This is a genomic window from Streptomyces sp. NPDC059679 (assembly GCF_042734105.1).
GTDB lineage: Bacteria > Actinomycetota > Actinomycetes > Streptomycetales > Streptomycetaceae > Streptomyces.
The window spans coordinates 37847-58449 of sequence record NZ_JBHWES010000025.1; the positions used below are offsets into that span (position 1 = coordinate 37847).

At 68.7% G+C, this 20603-nt stretch carries 19 protein-coding genes; 14 read left to right on the forward strand and 5 right to left on the reverse strand.

Translation table 11 applies throughout. The features are described from left to right. The first annotated feature begins 21 nt into the window (after positions 1-21). From ACFV2X_RS25635 to ACFV2X_RS25665, 7 genes are all read left to right on the forward strand, one after another. Positions 22-666, forward strand: coding sequence for a hypothetical protein (locus ACFV2X_RS25635; RefSeq protein WP_385620432.1), 645 nt, complete (start codon positions 22-24; stop codon positions 664-666). 144 nt (positions 667-810) lie between these two features. Further along, the gene (gene typA / locus ACFV2X_RS25640; protein WP_385620435.1) at positions 811-2706 is read left to right on the forward strand and encodes a translational GTPase TypA; all 1896 of its coding nucleotides are present in this window, start codon (positions 811-813) and stop codon (positions 2704-2706) included. A 483-nt stretch (positions 2707-3189) separates the two neighbouring features. After that, complete coding sequence (locus ACFV2X_RS25645) at positions 3190-4839, forward strand: ABC transporter substrate-binding protein (protein ID WP_385620438.1); 1650 nt, start codon at positions 3190-3192, stop codon at positions 4837-4839. A 153-nt stretch (positions 4840-4992) separates the two neighbouring features. Continuing rightward, positions 4993-5919: an ABC transporter permease gene (locus ACFV2X_RS25650; protein ID WP_385620441.1), complete on the forward strand. Its 927-nt coding sequence runs from the start codon at positions 4993-4995 to the stop codon at positions 5917-5919. Continuing rightward, positions 5912-6883: an ABC transporter permease gene (locus tag ACFV2X_RS25655; RefSeq protein WP_385620444.1), complete on the forward strand. Its 972-nt coding sequence runs from the start codon at positions 5912-5914 to the stop codon at positions 6881-6883. Before ACFV2X_RS25650 ends, ACFV2X_RS25655 begins: the two co-directional genes overlap by 8 nt. 11 nt (positions 6884-6894) lie before the next feature. Then, positions 6895-7953, forward strand: a complete 1059-nt coding sequence (locus tag ACFV2X_RS25660) for an ABC transporter ATP-binding protein (protein ID WP_385620447.1) — start codon at positions 6895-6897, stop codon at positions 7951-7953. Further along, positions 7946-9091 (forward strand): ABC transporter ATP-binding protein, encoded by a 1146-nt coding sequence (locus ACFV2X_RS25665; RefSeq protein WP_385620450.1) that lies wholly within the window; start codon positions 7946-7948, stop codon positions 9089-9091. The genes ACFV2X_RS25660 and ACFV2X_RS25665 overlap by 8 nt, the downstream gene beginning before the upstream one ends. Before the next feature lie 446 nt (positions 9092-9537). Here the strand turns inward: ACFV2X_RS25665 and ACFV2X_RS25670 are convergent, their stop codons facing one another. Both ACFV2X_RS25670 and ACFV2X_RS25675 read right to left on the reverse strand, forming a co-directional pair. Next, complete coding sequence (locus tag ACFV2X_RS25670; RefSeq protein ID WP_385620451.1) at positions 9538-10404, reverse strand: class I SAM-dependent methyltransferase; 867 nt, start codon at positions 10402-10404, stop codon at positions 9538-9540. Between the two features lie 120 nt (positions 10405-10524). Next, complete coding sequence (locus ACFV2X_RS25675; protein WP_385620454.1) at positions 10525-11130, reverse strand: helix-turn-helix domain-containing protein; 606 nt, start codon at positions 11128-11130, stop codon at positions 10525-10527. 92 nt (positions 11131-11222) lie between these two features. Here ACFV2X_RS25675 and ACFV2X_RS25680 point away from each other — a divergent pair, with 92 nt between their 5' ends. From ACFV2X_RS25680 to ACFV2X_RS25690, 3 genes are all read left to right on the forward strand, one after another. After that, entirely contained in the window at positions 11223-12242 is a 1020-nt protein-coding gene (locus ACFV2X_RS25680) for an NAD(P)/FAD-dependent oxidoreductase (RefSeq protein ID WP_385620456.1), read from the forward strand. A gap of 134 nt (positions 12243-12376) precedes the next feature. Continuing rightward, the gene (locus tag ACFV2X_RS25685) at positions 12377-13972 is read left to right on the forward strand and encodes an MFS transporter (RefSeq protein ID WP_385620459.1); all 1596 of its coding nucleotides are present in this window, start codon (positions 12377-12379) and stop codon (positions 13970-13972) included. Positions 13973-14006: 34 nt separating this feature from the next. After that, on the forward strand, positions 14007-14312 hold the full coding sequence (locus ACFV2X_RS25690) for a hypothetical protein (RefSeq protein ID WP_385620461.1): 306 nt from the start codon (positions 14007-14009) through the stop codon (positions 14310-14312). A gap of 13 nt (positions 14313-14325) precedes the next feature. Here ACFV2X_RS25690 and ACFV2X_RS25695 read toward each other — a convergent pair whose 3' ends face one another. Beyond that, positions 14326-14559, reverse strand: coding sequence for a hypothetical protein (locus tag ACFV2X_RS25695; protein ID WP_385620464.1), 234 nt, complete (start codon positions 14557-14559; stop codon positions 14326-14328). 253 nt (positions 14560-14812) lie between these two features. After that, positions 14813-15652 carry a helix-turn-helix domain-containing protein gene (locus tag ACFV2X_RS25700; RefSeq protein WP_385620467.1) on the reverse strand — a complete coding sequence of 280 codons (840 nt, stop codon included), beginning with the start codon at positions 15650-15652 and terminating at the stop codon, positions 14813-14815. Positions 15653-15772: 120 nt separating this feature from the next. Between ACFV2X_RS25700 and ACFV2X_RS25705 the strand changes: the two genes are divergently transcribed. From ACFV2X_RS25705 to ACFV2X_RS25715, 3 genes are all read left to right on the forward strand, one after another. Beyond that, positions 15773-16786, forward strand: coding sequence for an NAD(P)-dependent alcohol dehydrogenase (locus ACFV2X_RS25705; protein WP_385620470.1), 1014 nt, complete (start codon positions 15773-15775; stop codon positions 16784-16786). Positions 16787-16866: 80 nt separating this feature from the next. Continuing rightward, positions 16867-17142: a hypothetical protein gene (locus ACFV2X_RS25710; protein WP_385620472.1), complete on the forward strand. Its 276-nt coding sequence runs from the start codon at positions 16867-16869 to the stop codon at positions 17140-17142. Between the two features lie 28 nt (positions 17143-17170). Then, positions 17171-17572, forward strand: coding sequence for a twitching motility protein PilT (locus tag ACFV2X_RS25715; protein WP_385620474.1), 402 nt, complete (start codon positions 17171-17173; stop codon positions 17570-17572). 14 nt (positions 17573-17586) lie between these two features. On the opposite strand, the gene ACFV2X_RS25720 is transcribed toward ACFV2X_RS25715, so the two are convergent. After that, entirely contained in the window at positions 17587-18738 is a 1152-nt protein-coding gene (locus ACFV2X_RS25720; protein WP_385620476.1) for an epoxide hydrolase family protein, read from the reverse strand. Between the two features lie 199 nt (positions 18739-18937). Here ACFV2X_RS25720 and ACFV2X_RS25725 point away from each other — a divergent pair, with 199 nt between their 5' ends. Next, complete coding sequence (locus ACFV2X_RS25725) at positions 18938-20602, forward strand: ABC transporter substrate-binding protein (protein WP_385620478.1); 1665 nt, start codon at positions 18938-18940, stop codon at positions 20600-20602. Position 20603 lies beyond the last annotated feature (1 nt).

Here is a 20603-nt window from a genome sequence, read left to right on the forward strand (position 1 = left end):
GGACACACGGGGGAGGACGGTATGAAGCACGGATTGACCACGGCGCTCGCGGCCGTAGCGATCATGGTGGGGGCCGCGGGCTGTACGTCGGGCGGCTCCGACGGGGCCGCCCGCGGCGCCACCCAGCAGCTCACGGCCGCCAAGGCGTGCGCCGACGGCACGTACACCTGGCTGAACGTCTCCCAGCGCCCGGTGGTGAACGCCATGGCGGTCACCACGCGGAAGAGCGGCCACAAGGTCAGTACCCGTGGCGTCAAGCCGGTGGCCCGCTACACCGTGTCCGTCCGCGCCGAGGGCGCCGCCCGGCCCGGGAAGCAGGTGATCCGCGGTCTCGCCCAACACCTGAAGCCGACCCTCGGCGATGCGTTCACCCTGGTCGACCGGACCGGGCGAACGACCACGTACGACAAGCACGACTCCTACGGTGTGCGGACGGCCAAGACGTCCGGCCGCTATGTCACGGCCACCGCGTACGACCTGTTCGAGGCCGACTTCCGGTACGCCTGCGGCGACAAGACGGTCGGCACCGGCCATGTGGTGTCGTGGGACCCCACCGAAGCCGAGATCATCCTGGAGTGCGGCGAGAAGCTCTCCAAGGAGGCGAGCGGCGGCGCGCGCGAGGCCGCCAGGCTGGGCTGTCGCGAGGGCGACCCCGCGCGCGCCTGAGTCCGGTCCCCCGGCCCGGTACGGGCGGGGCGGGCGTTACCGCCCCGTCCACGTACCATGGGGTGAGGCCGTGGCGTGATCTGCCCGGCAGGCGGGCGTGCCGGACGGTGCGCCGCCATCCACGATTCCGGGAGAAGCGCCGCAGTGCCCACGCGCCACGACATCCGTAACGTTGCCATCGTCGCCCACGTCGACCACGGCAAGACGACCCTCGTCGATGCCATGCTCAAGCAGGCCGGCGCGTTCGCCGCCCACCAGCACGTGGACGACCGGGTCATGGACTCCAACGACCTGGAGCGCGAGAAGGGCATCACCATTCTCGCCAAGAACACCGCCGTCAAGTACCACCCGGCGGACGGCGGGGACCCCGTCACCATCAACATCATCGACACCCCCGGCCACGCCGACTTCGGCGGTGAGGTCGAGCGCGGTCTGTCCATGGTCGACGCGGTGGTGCTGCTGGTGGACGCCTCCGAGGGCCCGCTGCCGCAGACCCGCTTCGTGCTGCGCAAGGCGCTGCAGGCCAAGCTGCCGGTCATCCTGTGCATCAACAAGACCGACCGCCCGGACGCCCGGATCGACGAGGTCGTCAACGAGACGTACGACCTCTTCCTGGATCTGGACGCGACCGAGGAGCAGATCGAGTTCCCGATCGTCTACGCCTGCGCCCGCGACGGCGTGGCCTCGCTGAACAAGCCGGAGGACGGCACCGTCCCGGCCGACAGCGACAATCTGCAGCCGTTCTTCTCCACCCTCCTGGCCACCATCCCGGCCCCCGAGTACGACGCCAGCGCCCCCCTCCAGGCCCATGTCACCAACCTGGACGCGGACAACTTCCTCGGCCGTATCGCGCTGCTCCGCGTCGAGCAGGGCGAGCTGAAGAAGGGGCAGACCGTCGCCTGGATCAAGCGTGACGGCTCGATCTCCAACGTCCGGATCACCGAGCTGCTGATGACCGAGGCGCTGACCCGTAAGCCCGCCGAGGTGGCCGGACCCGGTGACATCTGCGCGGTCGCCGGCATCCCGGAGATCATGATCGGCGAGACCCTGGCCGACCCCGAGAACCCGATCGCCCTCCCGCTGATCACCGTCGACGAGCCGGCCATCTCGATGACCATCGGGACCAACACCTCGCCGCTGGTCGGCCGGGGCCCCGGCGGCAAGGGCGCGGACAAGTCGGCCGTGAAGGACCGGAAGGTCACCGCGCGCCTGGTCAAGGACCGCCTGGAGCGCGAGCTCATCGGCAATGTCTCACTGCGCGTGCTGCCCACCGACCGCCCGGACGCCTGGGAGGTCCAGGGCCGGGGCGAGCTGGCGCTGGCCATCCTGGTGGAGACCATGCGCCGGGAGGGCTTCGAGCTGACCGTCGGCAAGCCGCAGGTGGTCACCCGGGAGATCGAGGGCAAGGTCCACGAGCCGATCGAGCGCATCACCATCGATGTGCCCGAGGAGCACATGGGCGCGGTCACCCAGCTCATGGGCACCCGCAAGGGCCGGATGGACAATATGTCCAACCACGGCTCCGGATGGGTCCGTATGGAGTTCATCGTGCCCTCCCGCGGTCTCATCGGCTTCCGTACGGAATTCCTGACCCAGACCCGGGGCACCGGTATCGCGCACTCCATCCACGAGGGCCATGAGCCCTGGTTCGGCGAGCTCAAGACCCGGAACAACGGCTCGCTGGTGGCCGACCGCTCGGGCGTGGTGACCGCCTTCGCGATGACCAACCTCCAGGAGCGCGGCACGCTGTTCGTCTCCCCGGGCACCGAGGTGTACGAGGGCATGATCGTTGGCGAGAACTCCCGCTCCGACGACATGGACGTGAACATCACCAAGGAGAAGAAGCTCACCAATATGCGGTCCTCGACGGCGGATGTGACCGAGTCCCTGGTCCCGCCGCGGATGCTCTCGCTGGAGCAGTCCCTGGAGTTCTGCCGCGACGACGAGTGCGTCGAGGTGACCCCGGAGACGGTCCGTATCCGCAAGCTGGTGCTGGACCAGAAGGACCGCGCCCGGACGGCCGCCCGCGCGAAGCGCTAACGCAAAAGCACCAGCAAAAGTAATACCGGCCGATTACCTGGAGTAATCGGCCGGTAAGGCGTCCTGCATATGCCAACAGCCCGGAATTCCAGCCCACGGAGGGCGGGATCCGGGCTCTTGTCATGTCAGCAAGATGTCAGTCAAGCTCTTATTCGGCGATCATCGTCCGATTATCGGTGACTGCGCTCCGCATGATGTGTTAACAGTCCGTTTCGCGTGTGTCTGTCTGCGGCAGTTTTGTCCGGATTTCGAAGCTCCGCGCGTAGATCTCGTGACCAAAGCGAGACCCTTTAAGTGTGGTTTACGGGACTGTCGTGCTCAATTATGGGGTCCGTTGGGCTCGGGTCGATGGGTCACGCGCTGTGGGGAGCGCCGGCCTACGAGCACACGGGGGGTTCCGGTCCCTTTCGCTGTCAGGGGTGTCAGCGTGTCTCCGGTTGCCCCCTTTTCGTAGTGACAGTGGACTCCTGAGGAGGCAAACCCATGCGCGGTGCCAAGAGCGCCAAGTGGGTCGCGTTGGCCGCGGTTGTGGCGCTGGCCGCAACCGCCTGTGGTGGCAGCGACGGCGGCAGTGACAGTGGCGACAATGACATGAACAAGGGGGCGGCGGACCCGAACGGGATCCTGACCGCCCAGCTGAGCGAGCCGCAGAACCCGCTGCAGCCGGCGAACCAGAAGGAAAGCCAGGGCAGCCGCGTCATCCGGCAGGTCTTCTCCCAGCTGGTGGGCTACGAGCCGGGCACCGGCAAGCTCACCTACGTCAACGCCGAGTCCGTCACCCCCAACAAGGACTCCTCGGTCTGGACCGTGAAGCTCAAGCCGGGCTGGACGTTCCACAACGGTGAGAAGGTCACCGCCAAGTCCTACGTCGACGCGTGGAACTGGGCGGCCAACGTCAAGAACAACCAGACCAACTCCAGCTGGTTCCAGGACGTCAAGGGCTACGCGGACGTCCACCCGGAGAAGGGTGACCCCAAGACCGACAAGATGTCCGGTCTGAAGGTCGTCAACGACAACGAGTTCAAGATCGAGCTGTCCGGCCCGGTCTCGTACTTCGCCTACAAGCTCGGCTACGACGTCTGGTCCCCGCTGCCCAGTGAGTTCTACAAGGACCCCAAGGCGTTCGGTGATCACCCGATCGGCAACGGCCCCTACAAGTTCGTCTCCTGGGACCACAAGAAGCTGATCAAGGTCCGGACGTACGCCGACTACAAGGGCCCGGACAAGCCGAAGAACGGCGGCATCGACTTCAAGAACTACACCACCGCCGACGCCGCCTACTCCGACCTGCGCTCCAACAACCTCGACTGGATCGAGCAGGTGCCCACCACCGCGCTCACCAACTACAAGAGCGACCTGGGCAAGCGCGCGATCGACCAGGAGTACTCGGCGGTCCAGTCGATCGTCCCGGCCTTCTACACCAAGCAGTTCAAGAACATCGACCCCAAGGTCATCCAGGGTCTGTCGATGGCGATCGACCGCAACACGATCACCAAGACCGTGCTGCACGGCTCGCGCACCCCGGCCGACAGCTATGTCGCCCGCGGCGTGCTCGGCTACCAGGCCGGCGCGCTCAAGGAGCAGGTCACCTTCGACCCGAAGAAGGCCAAGGAGCTCGTCAAGGAGGGTGGCGGCGTCCCGGGCAACAAGATCTCGATCCAGTTCAACGCGGACCAGGACCACAAGCCCTGGGTCGACGCGGTCTGCAACGACATCCGCAAGAACCTCGGCGTCGAGTGCGTCGGCGACTCCAAGCCGGACTTCCAGGCCGACCTGAACGCCCGTGACAAGCACCAGGTCAAGTCCATGTACCGCGGTGGCTGGGTGCTCGACTACCCGGTCAACTCGAACTTCATGCGCGACCTGTACAGCACCACCGCCGCCGGTAACACCAGCGGCTACTCCAACAAGGAGTTCGACGAGCTCTCCTCGAAGGCCGACAAGGCCGCCACGCTGGACGAGACCGTCAAGCTGTACCAGCAGGCAGAGCAGGTCCTCGCCAAGGACATGCCGGCGATCCCGCTGTGGTTCTACAAGGTCAACAGCGGCCAGTCCAACAAGATCTACGGGAAGATTCCGTACGGTCAGGACGGCGACCCCATCTTCACCGACGTTCAGGTGAAGAAGAAGTAAGCATCGGGACCGCCGGCCGGTGCCGCCACTGCCCCTCACCCCGGGCAGCGGCGGCACCGGCCCGCAGGCGTCAAGGCCCCGCACCTTGTCCCCCCACCCGGTGGCTGTAGACGAGACGAGGCCTTCGCCGCCCCCCAACGGCATGGAGGCATAATGGGGCGCTACGTCCTCAGGCGACTGCTCCAGATGATCCCGGTTTTCATCGGGACAACTCTGTTGATTTTCCTTATGGTCCACGTCCTTCCGGGCGACCCCATCAGAGCGATGTGGGGCGACAAGGCCGCGGACCCCGCGCAGGTCGAGTCGCTGCGCCATGAGTTCGGGCTGGACAAGCCCCTGTGGCAGCAGTACATCGACTACATGGTCAACCTGTTCCAGGGAGACTTCGGCAAGACCTTCGGCGGCCGCCCGGTCATCGACGAGATGAACCAGGCGTTCCCGGTCACCCTCCGGCTCACCGGGGTGGCCCTCGTCATCGAGATGATCGTCGGCATCGGCCTCGGCGCCTGGGCCGGCCTCAAGGCGGGCAAGGCCGCCGACACCGGCGTCCTGGTCTTCACACTGATCGTCATCTCGATGCCGGTCTTCGTCCTCGGCTACCTCGCCCGGTTCCTCTTCGCGGATGAACTCGGCTGGCTACCGCCCAACGTCCAGGACTCCACCAATCTCCAACAGCTGCTGCTGCCCGGCTTCGTACTCGCCATGCTGTCCATGGCATACGTGGCCCGGCTGACCCGCACCACCTTCGCGGAGAACCTGCGCGCCGACTACATGCGCACCGCGCTGGCCAAGGGCCTGCCGCGGCGCCGCATCGTCGGTGTCCACCTGCTGCGCAACTCGCTCATCCCGGTGATCACCTTCCTCGGCACCGACGTGGGCAGCCTCATCGGCGGCGCGGTCGTGACCGAGGGCATCTTCAACGTCCAGGGTGTCGGGAACCTGCTCTACAAGGCGCTCGGGCAGCGTGAGGGCACCACGATCGTCGGCACCGTCACGGTCTTCGTCCTCATCATCCTGCTGATCAACCTGCTGGTCGACCTGCTGTACGCGGTCCTGGACCCGAGGATCCGTTATGCCTGACGTGACCAAGACCAAGACCAAGCCCGACACGGGGATCGGCACCGGGCCCTTGCAGGCCGCCGAGGACGCCGTTCTGGCCCCCGGCGCCGTCTCCCAGGGCAAGCCGCGCTCCCTGTGGGGCGACGCCTGGTACGAGCTGCGCCACCGGCCGATGTTCTGGATCTCGGCGGTCCTGCTGGTGCTGCTGCTCCTGATCGCCGCCTTCCCCGGTGTTTTCACCGGCGCCGACCCGCGCGACGGCGATCTGACCAAGCACTTCCTGACCAAGCCGGAGCTGACGCACTTCTTCCAGGCGGACTGGTTCGGCTACGACGGCCAGGGGCGCTCGATCTACGCGCGTGTCATCTACGGCACCCGCGCCTCGATCCTGGTCGGTGTCGGCACCACCCTCGCCGTCACGATCGTCGGCGGGGTGTTCGGCATGCTGGCGGGCTACTTCGGCGGCTGGATCGACACGATCATCTCCCGGGTCACCGACATCTTCTTCGGCCTGCCGTTCCTGCTCGGCACCATGGTCGTGATGAACGCCTTCACCGAGCGCAAGGTGTACGTCGTCATCGGCGCCCTGGCGTTCCTCGGCTGGACCACGATCGCGCGTGTCACGCGCAGCTCGGTGATCACAGCCAAGCAGGCGGACTACGTGGTGGCGGCGCGCGCCCTCGGCGCCGGTACGCCCAGGATCCTGCTGCGCCATGTGCTCCCGAACGCGATCGCCCCGACGATCGTCGTCGCCACGATCGCCCTCGGCGCGTACATCTCCGCCGAGGCCACGCTGTCCTTCCTGGGCCTGGGCCTCGCCGACCCGACGGTCTCCTGGGGCGTCGACATCGCCTCGGCCAAGGACGCCATCCGCGACAACCCGCATGTGATGCTGTTCCCGTCGGGGATGCTGAGCCTCACCGTCTTCGCGTTCATCATGCTCGGCGACGCGGTGCGCGACGCCCTCGACCCCAAGCTGCGCTGAGGAGGGCGTACGTGACCACCATCGAAAAGACCGCGAGCGCCCCCGCCGGGCAGCGTGAGGCCGACGACGGCACCCCGCTGCTGGAAGTCCGCGACCTGCATGTGGAGTTCCACACCCGGGACGGCATCGCCAAGGCCGTCAACGGCGTCAACTACAGCGTCAGCGCGGGCGAAACCCTCGCCGTCCTCGGCGAGTCCGGCTCGGGCAAGTCGGTGACCGCCCAGGCCATCATGGGCATCCTCGACATGCCGCCCGGGAAGATCCCGCAGGGCCAGATCCTGTTCCGCGGCGAGGACATGCTCACCATGTCCAACGAGGAGCGCCGCAAGATCCGCGGCCGGAGGATCGCCATGATCTTCCAGGACGCGCTCTCCTCGCTGAACCCGGTGCTCTCCGTCGGCTACCAGCTCGGCGAGATGTTCCGGGTCCACCAGGGCCTGTCCAAGAAGGCGGCCAAGGCCAAGGCCATCGAGCTGATGGACCGGGTGCGCATTCCGGCGGCGAAGGAGCGGGTGGGCGACTATCCGCACCAGTTCTCCGGCGGTATGCGCCAGCGCATCATGATCGCCATGGCGCTGGCCCTGGAGCCGGACCTGATCATCGCGGACGAGCCGACCACCGCCCTGGACGTCACCGTCCAGGCCCAGGTCATGGACCTGCTCGCGGAGCTTCAGCGCGAGTACAACATGGGCCTGATCCTCATCACCCACGACCTCGGCGTCGTCGCGGACGTCGCCGACAAGATCGCGGTGATGTACGCGGGCCGGATCGTCGAGACCGCTCCGGTCCACGAGCTCTACAAGCGCCCGGCCCACCCGTACACCCAGGGCCTGCTGGAGTCGATCCCGCGCCTGGACCTCAAGGGCCAGGAGCTCTACGCGATCAAGGGCCTGCCGCCCAACCTGCTCAACATCCCGACCGGCTGCGCCTTCAACCCGCGCTGCCCCAAGGCGCAGGACATCTGCCGCACCGACGTCCCTGTGCTGGAGCCGGTCACCGAGCAGAACGGCACCCCGCTGCCGGGCCGCGGCAGCGCGTGCCACTTCTGGAAGGAGACGATCCATGGCTGACACCGAGAAGACCCCCGAGGCCGTGGACGCCACCCCCAACGTCACCGAGGTCGAGGTCGTCGAGGCCGCCACGGAGGAAGCGGCCGTCGCCGCCATCGACGCCCCCGTCGAGCGCGGCGAGCCCATCCTCCAGGTACGGAACCTGGTCAAGCACTTCCCGCTGACCCAGGGCATCCTCTTCAAGCGCCAGATCGGCGCGGTCAAGGCCGTCGACGGCGTCTCCTTCGACCTCTACCAGGGCGAAACCCTCGGCATCGTCGGTGAGTCCGGCTGCGGCAAGTCGACCGTCGCCAAGCTGCTGATGACCCTGGAGACCGCGACCGCGGGCGAGGTCTTCTACAAGGGCCAGGACATCACCAGGCTGTCCGGCCGTGCCCTCAAGGCCGTCCGGCGCAACATCCAGATGGTGTTCCAGGACCCGTACACCTCGCTGAACCCCCGTATGACGGTGGGCGACATCATCGGCGAGCCCTTCGAGATCCACCCCGAGGCGGCGCCGAAGGGCGACCGCCGCCGGAAGGTCCAGGACCTCTTGGACGTCGTCGGGCTCAACCCCGAGTACATCAACCGCTATCCGCATCAGTTCTCCGGCGGTCAGCGCCAGCGCATCGGCATCGCGCGCGGGCTGGCCCTCAATCCGGAGATCATCATCTGCGACGAGCCGGTCTCCGCGCTGGATGTGTCCGTCCAGGCACAGGTCATCAACCTGATGGAGAAGCTGCAGGACGAGTTCAACCTCTCCTACCTCTTCATCGCCCACGACCTGTCCATCGTCCGCCACATCTCCGACCGCGTCGGCGTGATGTACCTGGGCAAGATGGCCGAGATCGGCACCGACACCGAGATCTACGACCACCCCACCCACCCGTACACCCAGGCCCTGCTCTCCGCGGTCCCGGTCCCCGACCCGGAGTCCCGCGAGGGCCGCGAGCGCATCATCCTCGCCGGCGACGTCCCCTCCCCGGCCAACCCGCCCTCCGGCTGCCGCTTCCGCACCCGCTGCTGGAAGGCCGAGGACCGCTGCGCGAAGGAGGTCCCCCTCCTCGCCATCCCCGAGCGCTTCGCGGGCTCGGACTCGCCCGCGGCGCACGAGTCGGCGTGCCACTTCGCGGAAGAGAAGGACGTGGTCCACGCGTAGCGTTCTTCGCTTCGGCCATGACGAGGGCCGCCCGGACCGTGCCGACGGTCCCGGCGGCCCTCGTGGTGGTGCCAGTGCTCGGACGGCGGCCCGGGCGGGCACCGGCTGCGGCAGGCCGTCGCCGGAGTCCCATACGGTGACGCGGAAGTCGGGCAGCGCGGGCTCCCAGTCCATGCTGACGTAGGAGTCGGTCTCGGTGTTGCGGTACGCGTTGGTGACCAACTCGGAGACGAGCAGTTCTGCGGTGTCGACGATGCAGTCGAGGCGGGCCGCTTTGAGGACGTGGCGGATGGTGGCCCGGACGACGCCCACGGCGCGGGGGTCGTGGGGGATGAACAGGCCGTAGGACCAGGGCTCTTCGGGCGTGCGCATGTGGCAGCGCGCGGGCCTGAAGCAAGCAATTGGGTGCCGGAGCTGCCCGACAGGCAACGAGAGGCGGCCAGGCCTCAGGCGCGGCGGGCTGCCCAGACGGTGCGCTCGGTGCGTACGGCGAGGTCGTCGCGGCGCAGAATGCTGTGCGGGCTGTCGGCGTCGAGGAGCTCGTCGAGTGCGGCAAGGTCTTCGGGGCTGAGAGCTGGCGCGGCGACGCCGCGGATGCGCTGCAGGCTGCCGTGGGCGTAGCGGCCGATGGCTTCGCTGCGGTTGCCTGCGATGTTCACAGTGATGGTGCGCTCGCCCTCGACGGCGAACCCGGCGGCGGACAGCATCGGTCCCCAGTCAGCGCCGCGGTGCGGGACGCGCTCGGCGTGGAAGCTGTCGGTCGCCCTGTGGCAGCGTTCTTCGAGACCGGGCCGATTCTCGGGGGCGTCCGCGGGCAGGAAGCGGGGCAAGCCGTCCAGCTCGACGACGGCGAACAGGCCGCCCGGGGCGAGCAGGTCGTGGACGCTGGTCAGGGCGCGGTCGGGGTGGGCCATGTGGTGCATCGAGGCCGAGGCCCACACCAGGTCCGGCGCCCCGAGATCGGGCCAGTCAGCAGCGTCGAGGTCGGCCTGCACGGTGCGCACGCGCCCCTCCGCTCCACGGGTGCACGCCTTCTCGCGCAGGAGCTGCAGGTGCCCGGCCGAGGTGTCGACCGCGGTGATGTGCGCCTCAGGGAAACGCTCGAGGAGCGCGAAGGTGCCCGCCCCCGTGCCGCAGCCCAGATCCACGATCTGGTGCGGCTCGGCCTTCAGCGGGAGCCATGCGGTGATGAATGCGAGGTGCTCGGCGAGCACCTCGGCATCCAGGTCGAGGATCTCCGCTTGGCCGCCATCATCGTGCGCCTGGTGGTGGCCGTCTTCGCCGTGAGGGGTGTGCCGGTGCGCTTGGGGCATAGCAACACCGTAAAACGCTCATGCGCCTGGAGCGCAGCTGCTTGCGGAGTACGCAAGAAGGTCGCTTCGCCTGCTGCCCATCACGCAAGATCCCGCCCGCGCTGGGCCTCCGGCACACCGTCACTCACCGGGACTCTGAGCGTCGCTGCAGTCGCTGACCTCGGTGGCATCGCGTTGGTGGCCGCGGCGGGCGTCGCGGTCGAAGATGCCCATGATCTCGCATGGCCCGCCCTCGGCGCCGATCGCGTGCGGCATCATGGTGGGGAACTCGGCAGCCTGGTTGGTCTCGATGCGGAACCGGCGATGGCCGAGCATGAGGATGGCGGCGCCGGAGAGGACCACAAGCCATTCGCGGCCGGGATGGGCACGCATGCGGGCGGGGTTGTCGGGCGGCGGTTCAGTCATCCGCTGGCGCATCACGCTCATGCCGGGGTCACCCTTTACAGGCCAGCGCATCAGGCCGTGGGTGCCGTCGATCATCGGGCTGATGACGACATCATCGGCGGCGTTCTCCACCAGCTGGTCCAGGGTGGTGTCCAGGGCGCGGGCGAGGGTGACGAGCTGGTCCAGGGCGAGGCGGCGCCGGCCGTTCTCGATGCGGCTGAGTGAGGACTGGCTGAGATTGGCGCGGGTGGCCAGCTCTTCCAGGGACCAGCCCTGGGCGACCCGCAGGGCGCGGATCCGCTTGCGTACGAGGCTGTCCAGCTGCCCATCTTCTTGCGTCATAGGCAAGATGGTATGCCCTTGCTGCAACGCAGGCTTAACGTCGAGTGCAGGTGGCCCGGAAGAGGGGGCCACGCACGACGAAAGGGCGCGACATGTCTGCGCAGACTTTCCGCTACGAGAGCGATGAACTGCCCGCTGAGACCGAGACCGTGGATGTGGTGGTGATCGGCGGCGGCGCCGGGGGCCTGAACGGGGCCCTCATGCTGGCCCGCTCGCGCCGCTCGGTCGTGGTGATCGACAGCGGCACCCCGCGCAACGCACCCGCCGCAGCCATGCACGGCTTCATCGTCCTGGACGGCACGCCGCCGCCCGAGATCCTCGAGCGGGGACGGCAGCAGGTACGCCAGTACGGCGGCCGGATCGTGTTCGGCGAGGTGGCCTCGGCCGAGCCGGCCGCCCCGTCTGCCGAGGGAGATCTGCGGTTCACCGTCAGCCTGACGGATGGCCGCACGGTGACGGCGCGCCGGGTGCTGGTGGCCACCGGCCTGCGTGACGTGCTGCCCGAGGTGCCTGGCCTGGCCGAGCACTGGGGCCACGGCGTGGTGCACTGCCCCTACTGCCACGGTTGGGAAGTACGCGATGAGCCGATCGGCATCCTCGCCACCGGCCCAGCCTCGGTCCACCACGCCTGGCTGTTCCGCCAGCTGACCGACGACCTCATCTACTTCACCCGCGGCACCGACTTGGACGCGGACACCCACGCCCGCTTCGCCGCCCGCCACATCCGCATCATCGAGACCCCCGTGCAGGAGGTCGTCAACGACGAGAACGGCGCCCTGGCAGGCGTGCGCCTGACGGACGGCAGCGTCGTGGAGCGGCGCGTCCTGGCCGTCGCCACCCGGATGCAGGCCCGCTCCGAGGGCCTGGAGGGTCTGAAGCTGCCGATGGAGGACCTGCCCGACAACATGGGGCGCCGCTTCGCCTCCGCTATGGCCGGCACCACCGAGATCCCAGGTGTCTGGGTGGCGGGCAACGCCACCGATCTGACCGCGCAGGTCGGTGCCTCCGCCGCAGCCGGAGCCCTGGCTGGCTCCCACATCAACGCACTCCTGGCCGCCGCGGACACCGACGCTGCCCTCACGGCCGCGCAGAGCGAGAACACCGCCGCCTGACCCCCTCCGCTGCTGAACCGCGCGGCCGCGCCCAATGATCCGCGCGGTGAGCCCGTACGGGCCTTCACTTCATCAATTCGGCGACCGGCCCTGCTCCGGTGCTGATCCCGCATGCCCTCATCCGGAAGGAAGACATGAGTACGAACCAGCCTCCCCAGACGGCAGCACCAACGAGCGGTGGGGGTACACCGGATGCGCGTCAGCTGCGCGCGATCCTGATCGCCGTCTCCATCGCGCTGATGGCCGTCATCGCGTCGGTGTCCGGGCTGAACGTTGCCCAGACCCACCTGGCGGTGGAGTTCGGCGCCTCGCAGAACACCGTTTTGTGGATCATCAATATCTACACCCTGGCCTTGGCCGCACTGCTGCTGCCGTTCGGCGCCATCGGCGACCGGCTGGGCCGCAAGCCCATGCTGATCACCGGACTGACCATCTTCGGTGCTGCCGGCATCGTCGCGGGACTGGCTCCCTCGGCCGGGGTGATGATCGCCGCGCGCGTGGCCGCCGGTGTGAGCGCCGCAATGATCATGCCGATCACGCTGGCCGTCATCACGAGTACGTTCCCAGAGGAGCGGCGGGGCAAGGCGATCGGTGTGTGGACCGGTGTCGCCGGGGGCGGCGGCATCCTGGGCATGTTCCTGTCCGCGCTGCTGGTCGATGTCGCCGACTGGCGCTGGCTGTTCGTCCTGCCCGTGGTCCTGGTCGTCGTAGCCCTGGCGATGACCCTGGAGTCGGTGCCCAACTCCCGCGAGCACTCCGCTCATCCCTTCGACACCACGGGCGCATTGCTGTCCGCCGTCGCTGTAATCGGTCTGATCTTTGTTCTGCAGGAAGGCCCCGAGCGTGGCTGGACCGCCCCGGTGACTCTGATCAGCCTGATCGTCGGTGTCATCGCCGCTGTCGGATTCGCGGCCTGGGAGCTGCACCGCCGCGACGCCTCGCTGCTGGATGTGCGCCTGTTCCGTGAGCGCGGCCTGGCCAGCGGCTCCATCACGCTGCTGGTCGTCTTCGGGGTCCAGGCGGGTATCGCCGTGGTCCTCTTCCCGTTCTTCCAGGCCGTCCTGGGCTGGTCCGGGCTGCTGTCCACCATGGCGATGATGCCGATGGCCGTCATGATGATGATGACGTCCGGCCTGGCCCCCAAGATGGCCGCACGCATCGGCGCCCGCTCCACCATGACCGTGGGCGTCGCCCTGTCCACCCTCGGCCTGGCGTTGATGGCGCTGTTCGTCTCCGTCGACGGCGGCTACCTCTCCATCCTGGCCGGCATGCTCGCCATGGGCGTCGGCATGGGGCTGTCGATGACACCCTCCACCGAGGCCATCACCAGCTCGCTGCCCCGCGCCAAGCAGGGCGTTGCCTCCGCCCTCAACGACGTCACCCGTGAGTTCGGCACCGCCCTCGGTGTGGCCATGCTCGGCGCACTCCTGTCGGCCGGCTACCGCAACGCCATTGACGACAAGCTCGACAGCATCCCCCAGCAGGCCGCGGACACCGCACGCGAAGGCATCGCCAACGCCGTCGAGGTAGCACCCAACACCGGCACACACGCTCAGGACCTGATCCACGCCGCGCAGCAGTCCTTCGTGGACGGATGGCGGCAGGCCATGTGGGCAGGCGTCGCCGTCATGGGCGTGCTGCTCGTCTACATCGCTCTTCGCGGCCCGAAGGGCACAGCCCCCGCCATCGCGGACGAGACGGAAACCACACAGACCGTCGCCGCCCGATGACCACGTCGTGCCTGGGCGGATCAGGCGTCAGGCGTTGGACACCGCACCACCGCGATGCCTGACGCCCCAGCTCAGCAGCGAACGCCTCAACCGGGACACCCATGCCGAACGAGCTCCTGGACACCTTCATGACCGGCCTGTACGTCTGGGCCATGAACCATCCCTGGCCGAAGACCGGCCTGGCCTGCTCGTCATCGCCGAGAAGGGCTTCGCCTCCAAGGACTTCGCCTCCAAGGACTTCGAGACCGATCTCGCCTTCCGGGACGCCGAGTTACTTTGCCGGTCCTTCAAGCGGGAGAAGCGCCGCAAGGGCGAGCAGCTACTGAAGCCGTACGGCTAGTGCCCGACGACGGTCACTTCATGACGCAGACCTTGTGGCCCTCAATCCAGACCTTGTAGGTCTTGCCGTTGTGGGTGACCGTCTTGGTTTTGGACTTCATCTCCTTGCAGTGTTTGCCCGTCATGGTGGGCGAAGGCGTGGGCGATGGGGTCGCGGAAGCGGTACTCGTGGAGGTCACTGCCGCTCCACTGGCCAGCAGGGCCGCCGCAGCACCGGTCGCCAAGGTGCGTACGATCGAGTTCCGCATCACTGTCACCTTCTCAGATCGACTCTGAACTGCCTTTATTTCAATTCTTCGCTCGCTCTCGGCGAGGGCGCACGTCGATCACGCGTGGCGTCAGCCGACGGGTCGGCGCGTGAATGGCCGGCAGCGGGGGATGGCGATCCGGTCCGAGGTCTCCCCCACCCGCCCTCTTTGCGCCGAAGGCGCGAGACGAAACCCGCGGCCGCTCGATCCGAATGCCGTCCAGCGGCGCATGGGCCGCGCTCAGGCGCCCGCGTCAGACCTCGGCGGGCGGTGCACCAACCGTGCTCGTGGCCGCACCGATTCGGCGCCGCTCCGCCAGCATCCGGAGCAGTTCCGCCGTGGCCTGGTCGGCGGGCAGAAACGCCTCCAGGTGGAGTTCGGCGAGGGTGATGTCCGTCGCGGTGGCGAAGGAGGTCAGCGTGGTGATCAGGCGTAGCTCACCGTCCGCCGATGCCAGCCGCATGGGGACGGAGAAGCCGAAGTGGTCGGGGCCGATGGGGGACTGGGGGACGTAGGCGGCCAGTTCGTCGGTGAACGCGTCGAGGCGGGGGTCGGGGCTGCGCCGGGCCCGGGCGCGGAGGTTTTCGATGACGTGGCGGCCCCACTCGGGGAGGTTGCGGACGCGGTGAGCCATGCCGTCCGGGTGGAGCATGAGCCGGAGCATATTGACCGGGGGCACGAGCAGTTCCGGGGCCGTGTCCTCGGTGAAGACCTCGACGGCGTCATTGGCCGCCACGACGCGTCCGTACGGCGCGATGACGAGCGCCGGGTAGGGCAGATGGCCGTGCAGGATCTGCTCAAGGGCGGTACGGACCGGCCGTAGCGCGGACTCGTCCAGGCCCGACTCGGCGAACACGGGGGCGTAACCGGCCTTGCCGAGCAGGTCGTTGCGCTCCCGTAGGGACAGGCGGAGTGATTCGGCGAGCCGGATGAGGATCGCCCGGCCCGGCTGGGAGCGGCCGCTTTCGATGAAGCTCAGGTGGCGTTGGGTGGTGTCGGCCAGCGCGGCCAGTTCGAGCTGGCTGAGCCGGCGCGCCCGGCGCCGGCGTCTCAGCTCGGCGCCGACGCCCGATTGCTCGACGGTGCTGTTCACCCTCGTAGTTGTATCCGGAGGCCGTGGCAGGCGGCGATTCCCTCCAGGGAATTGCCGCACCGCGGGCCGCCTCGCAGGATCGCTCGGCACAACCACCGAACGACTGCGAAAGGCCGTTTCATGAAGAGCTACCACCTTGTTCCGGGCCATGGCCTCGCCGGGCTGACCGTCCAGGACCGTGACGAGCCCGAGCCGGGGCGTGGACAGGTCGTGGTCAGGATGCGCGCGAACTCGATCGGTTTCCGCGATCTGATGGTGCTGGCCGACAACTATCCACTGCCGATCACGGCCGGCGTGGTGCCCGGCTGCGAGGGAGTCGGCGAGGTCGTGGCCGTCGGCGCGGACGTGGGGCGGGTGAAGGTGGGCGACCGGGTGGCCGCCGCCGTCTTTCCGCGCTGGCACGACGGCCCGTTCCGGCGCGAGAACGCCGCACAGCTCGGCACCATGATCGACGGCATGCTGACCGAGTACGCGGTGCTGAGCGAGGACGGCGTCGTGCCCGTCCCGGAGCATCTGTCGTACGAGGAGGCCGCGACGCTGCCGCTGGCGGCGGTGACCGCCTGGAACGCCCTGACCACGGGCGGCGCGCCGCGCCCCGGATCGACCGTGCTGACCCTCGGCTCGGGAGCCGTCTCGCTGTTCACTTTGCGGTTCGCGAAGCTGGCCGGCGCCCGGGTGATCGTGACCACGTCCAGCGCGGCCAAGGCCGAGCGGCTGAGGGAACTCGGGGCCGACGAGGTGATCAACTACCGGGAGAGCCCGCAGTGGTGGCAGCACGTACGCGCCCTGACCGATGACCACGGCGCCGATCGGGTCGTCGATCCGTCGGGCCCACTGGAGCAGTCGCTGAAGTCCGTCGCGGTCAGCGGCGAGGTGGCGCTCGTCGGCCGATGGCTGTCCGGGGCCGAGGGGGCCAAGCCCCTCGACCCCGCGGTGCTGTTCGGCGCGGGCGCGGTGCTGCGGCGGGTCGCCACGGGGAGCCGGGCCCATTTCACCGAGCTGAACCGGGCGGTCGCGGCGCATCGGGTGCGTCCGGTGATCGACCGGGTGTTCCCGTTCGACGAGGTGCCGGATGCCTTCCGGTACGTCCAGTCGGGCGGCGGCCTCGGGAAGGTCGTCATCAGCCACGGCTGAGCCCGGCAGGCGGACTCATTCGAGTGAACCGCCGTCCGTGGGCGCCGAGAGCCCGGCGCCACGCCAGTATGATCGTGAGTATGAGCCTCGAACGTGTCACGATCACGATCCCGAGCGAGACCCTGAGCGCCGCCAAGGAAGCGGCGGACCGCGAGGGCATGAGCGTCTCGGCCTGGCTCTCGCGCGCGGCCGAGCGCGCGGCCAAGATCGAGGCGGGGCTGATCGCGGCGGAAGAGGTGTTGGCGGAGATCGGTCCACCCACCCCGGATGAACAGGCGTGGGCGGACGCGTTCATGGACACGGTCACGAGGCCGGTCGCGAACGGTGACACCGACGCTCGCGATCACGCGGCTTGATTCCACAAGCGCCGGGGGGAAATGACCGATGACCGTGCTGCGGCCTGTTGTCTACGACGCGGGAATGCTGATCGCCGCCGAGCGTTCACAGACCAAGGTCTGGAGAGCCCACCGGGCCTATCTCACCGCAGGCGGTGTGCCCCAGGTGCCCGCACCCGTGGTCGCGCAGGTGTGGCGGGACGGAGCCCGCCAGGCCCGCGTGGCGCAGTTGCTCAAGGGGTGCGACGTGGCGGCCATGGACGAGACATCGGCCCGGGAGATCGGGGAGCTACTGGGCCAGGCGGGGACCTCCGATCCCGTGGACGGGGCCGTCGCGGTGCTTGCCGTCCGGCTGGGAGCGGCGGTCGCCACCTCGGACCCCGACGACATCCGGCACTTGCTCGACCGGCTCGGCAGCCGGGGCAAGCTGGTGTCCTTGCAGCAAGTGTGATCACGAGCGCGCGGTCAGCGCAGCGTGCGGAAGAACGCCCGTACGTCGCCGATCAGCAGCTCCGGCACCTGCATCGCCGCGAAGTGCCCGCCCGCGTCGAACTCCGACCAGTGCGTGATCGTGTGGTGTGGCTCCGCGAGGCGGCGGATGGCGCCGTCTCCGTGGAATACCGCCACACCCGTGGGGATCTTGGAGCGCTCCGGGGGCGTGCTCCACACCGACGCCGCCTCCTTGTAGAGCCGACCCGCCGATCCCGCCGTATTGGTGAACCAGTAGATCGAGACGTTGGTCAGCACGGCGTCACGGTCGAGCGCGTCCGGCTTGTCGCCGTGGGCGGCGAACCAGTCGAGGTTCCAGGCGAGTTGGCCGGTGGGGGAGTCGGCGAGGCCGTAGGCCAGGGTCTGGGGGCGGGTGCCCTGGATGGCGGCGTAGCCGGACAGGTCGCGGCGCCAGCGCCGGGTCCCGGCCAGGCGGGTCTGCTCCGCGGGGGTGAGCCCTTCCAGCTGGGCCGGGTCGCCGGAGGGGATCGTCACCAGCGCGTTGACGTGCACGCCGATGACCTCGGACGGGGCCACCCGCGCCACCTCGGGGGAGATGAGCGAGCCGAAGTCGCCGCCCTGCGTCCCGTAGCGCTCGTAGCCCAGGCGCCGCATCAGCTCGTGCCAGGCGGTGGCGATGCGGCGGATGCCCCAGCCGGGCTCGCGGGTCGGGCCGGAGAAGGCGAAACCGGGGAGGGAGGGGATGACGAGGTGGAAGGCGTCGGCCGGGTCGCCGCCGTGGGCGCGGGGGTCGGTCAGCGGGCCGATGATCTCCGTGAACTCGGCGACCGAGCCGGGCCAGCCGTGGGTGATCAGCAGCGGCAGGGCGGCCGGCTCGGGGGAGCGAATGTGGAGAAAGTGCACCCGCTGCCCGTCGATGTCCGTGGTGAACTGCGGAAACGCATTGAGCCGAGCCTCCTGCGCCCGCCAGTCGAACTCCCCGGCCCAGTAGTCGGCCACCTCGCGTACGTAGTCGAGCGAAACGCCGTAGGACCAGCCGACGCCGGGGAGCTCATCGGGCCAGCGGGTGCGGGTCAGACGCTCACGCAGGTCGTCGAGGTCGGGCTGGGGGATGGCGATGCGGTAGGGGTGGATGGCGGGGCGGGCGCCGTGTGCGGTGTCGTTCATGGGGCGCACCGTAGAGCTGATTGCGGTCAGTCAGTGTCCCCATCGCTCCCGTGTCAGCGCTGACGGAGTTCTCACGGCGGCAGCCCCCTCGATGCGGCTCGCGCACGGATGGCTGTCGTGCGGATGCGGAACGTCATCTCATGGGATGTCATATGGGCCTAAGCCGGAACTCGGACCCGCTGGCCCTCGGGAGGCACCCATGCGCATCGCCGTGCGCGCTCGGTGCCTTCGGCGTGGATCGCGGGCCGTCTGTGTGCCGGTGGGCCCCGCCCTGCCGGTTCTCGGCCTGCTGGTCCTGGCCCTCGCCGCGACCGGCTGTGGTGGCGGCGACGCGCCCAAGGGTGTCGTACGGTCCTCCTGGGGCGACCCGCCGAACCCGCTGGAGCCGGCCAATATCAATGACGTCCAGGGCGGCAAGGTCCTGGACATGATCTTCCGGGGGCTCAAGCGGTACGACCCCGCGACCGGCGAGGCCAGGAACGCCCTCGCCGACCGGATCCAGTCGGCCGACCAGCGGACCTTCACCGTGACCATCAAGGACGGCTGGCGGTTCGGCAACGGCGAGAAGGTTACCGCCAAGTCCTTCGTGGACGCCTGGAACTATGGCGCGCTGCTCGACAACAAGCAGCGCAACGCGTACTTCTTCGAGTACATCCAGGGCTACGACAAGGTCCACCCGGCCACCGGCCGCCCCACCGCGAAGACGCTGTCCGGACTGCGGGTCAGGAGTGAGCGGACCTTCACGGTGAAGCTCACGCAGAAGTTCTCCAGCTGGCCCAAGACGCTCGGTTACAACGCCTACGCGCCGCTGCCCCGCGCCTTCTTCGACGACCACGCCGCCTGGCTGCGCAAACCCGTCGGCAACGGCCCGTACGAGGTGGTCTCGTACGCCAAGGGCTCGGTGATGAAGCTGCGCGCCCGCGACGGCTACCCGGGCCCCGACAAGCCCCGCAACAAGGGCGTCGAGCTGCGCGTCTACACGGACAGCAACACCGCCTACACCGATCTGCAGGCGGGCAATCTCGACCTGGTGGACGATGTGCCCGCCGCCCAGCTGAAGTTCGTCCGCTCCGACCTCGGGAGCCGGTACATCAACCAGCCCGCGGGCATCATCCAGACCCTCACCTTCCCGATGTACGACCGCCGCTGGCGGGGGCCGGGCTCGGCGAAGCTGCGGCGCGGCATCTCCATGGCGATCAACCGCGCGCAGATCACCGACCGGATCTTCCATGGCACCCGGACCTCGGCCACCGACTGGACCTCCCCGGTGCTGCGCCGCCAGGGCGGCTACCGGCCGGGCCTGTGCGGCGACGCGTGTTCCTTCGACCCGGTACGGGCCAGGGCGCTGATCAAGGCGGGCGGCGGGCTGCCCGGCGGCCGGATGACCATCACGTACAACGCCGACACCGGCTCCCACAAGGACTGGGTCGACGCGGTCTGCAACAGCGTCAACAACGTGCTGCGCAGCGACCGGGCCTGCGTCGGCAGACCGGTGGGCACCTTCGCGGACTACCGCAACAAGATGACCAACAAGCGGATGACCGGGCCGTTCCGGGCCGGCTGGCAGATGGATTATCCGCTGATCCAGAACTTCCTGCAGCCGCTGTACTACACCGACGCCTCCTCCAACGACGGCCACTGGAGCGACACCGCCTTCGACCGGCTCGTCGACCGGGCCAACGGCGAGTCGGGAGACGGAGCGGCCATCGCGGCCTTCCAGGACGCCGAGAAGATCCTCGCCACGCAGATGCCCGCCATCCCGCTGTGGTACCAGAACGGCAGCGCGGGCTACTCATCGCGGCTCGCCGGTGTGGCACTCAACCAGTTCAGCGTCCCGGTCTACGACCGGATCAAGGTCGGCTGAG

Bases quoted from the DNA above. Each gene is read 5' to 3' on its own strand.
- ACFV2X_RS25720 (WP_385620476.1), bottom strand. From the start codon at position 18,738: ATGAACGACACCGCACACGGCGCCCGCCCCGCCATCCACCCCTACCGC.
- ACFV2X_RS25670 (WP_385620451.1), bottom strand. From the start codon at position 10,404: ATGCCCCAAGCGCACCGGCACACCCCTCACGGCGAAGACGGCCACCAC.
- ACFV2X_RS25650 (WP_385620441.1), top strand. From the start codon at position 4,993: ATGGGGCGCTACGTCCTCAGGCGACTGCTCCAGATGATCCCGGTTTTC.
- ACFV2X_RS25715 (WP_385620474.1), top strand. From the start codon at position 17,171: ATGACCGTGCTGCGGCCTGTTGTCTACGACGCGGGAATGCTGATCGCC.
- ACFV2X_RS25655 (WP_385620444.1), top strand. From the start codon at position 5,912: ATGCCTGACGTGACCAAGACCAAGACCAAGCCCGACACGGGGATCGGC.
- ACFV2X_RS25725 (WP_385620478.1), top strand. From the start codon at position 18,938: ATGCGCATCGCCGTGCGCGCTCGGTGCCTTCGGCGTGGATCGCGGGCC.
- ACFV2X_RS25645 (WP_385620438.1), top strand. From the start codon at position 3,190: ATGCGCGGTGCCAAGAGCGCCAAGTGGGTCGCGTTGGCCGCGGTTGTG.
- ACFV2X_RS25680 (WP_385620456.1), top strand. From the start codon at position 11,223: ATGTCTGCGCAGACTTTCCGCTACGAGAGCGATGAACTGCCCGCTGAG.
- ACFV2X_RS25675 (WP_385620454.1), bottom strand. From the start codon at position 11,130: ATGACGCAAGAAGATGGGCAGCTGGACAGCCTCGTACGCAAGCGGATC.
- ACFV2X_RS25635 (WP_385620432.1), top strand. From the start codon at position 22: ATGAAGCACGGATTGACCACGGCGCTCGCGGCCGTAGCGATCATGGTG.
- ACFV2X_RS25665 (WP_385620450.1), top strand. From the start codon at position 7,946: ATGGCTGACACCGAGAAGACCCCCGAGGCCGTGGACGCCACCCCCAAC.
- ACFV2X_RS25695 (WP_385620464.1), bottom strand. From the start codon at position 14,559: ATGCGGAACTCGATCGTACGCACCTTGGCGACCGGTGCTGCGGCGGCC.
- ACFV2X_RS25685 (WP_385620459.1), top strand. From the start codon at position 12,377: ATGAGTACGAACCAGCCTCCCCAGACGGCAGCACCAACGAGCGGTGGG.
- ACFV2X_RS25710 (WP_385620472.1), top strand. From the start codon at position 16,867: ATGAGCCTCGAACGTGTCACGATCACGATCCCGAGCGAGACCCTGAGC.
- ACFV2X_RS25705 (WP_385620470.1), top strand. From the start codon at position 15,773: ATGAAGAGCTACCACCTTGTTCCGGGCCATGGCCTCGCCGGGCTGACC.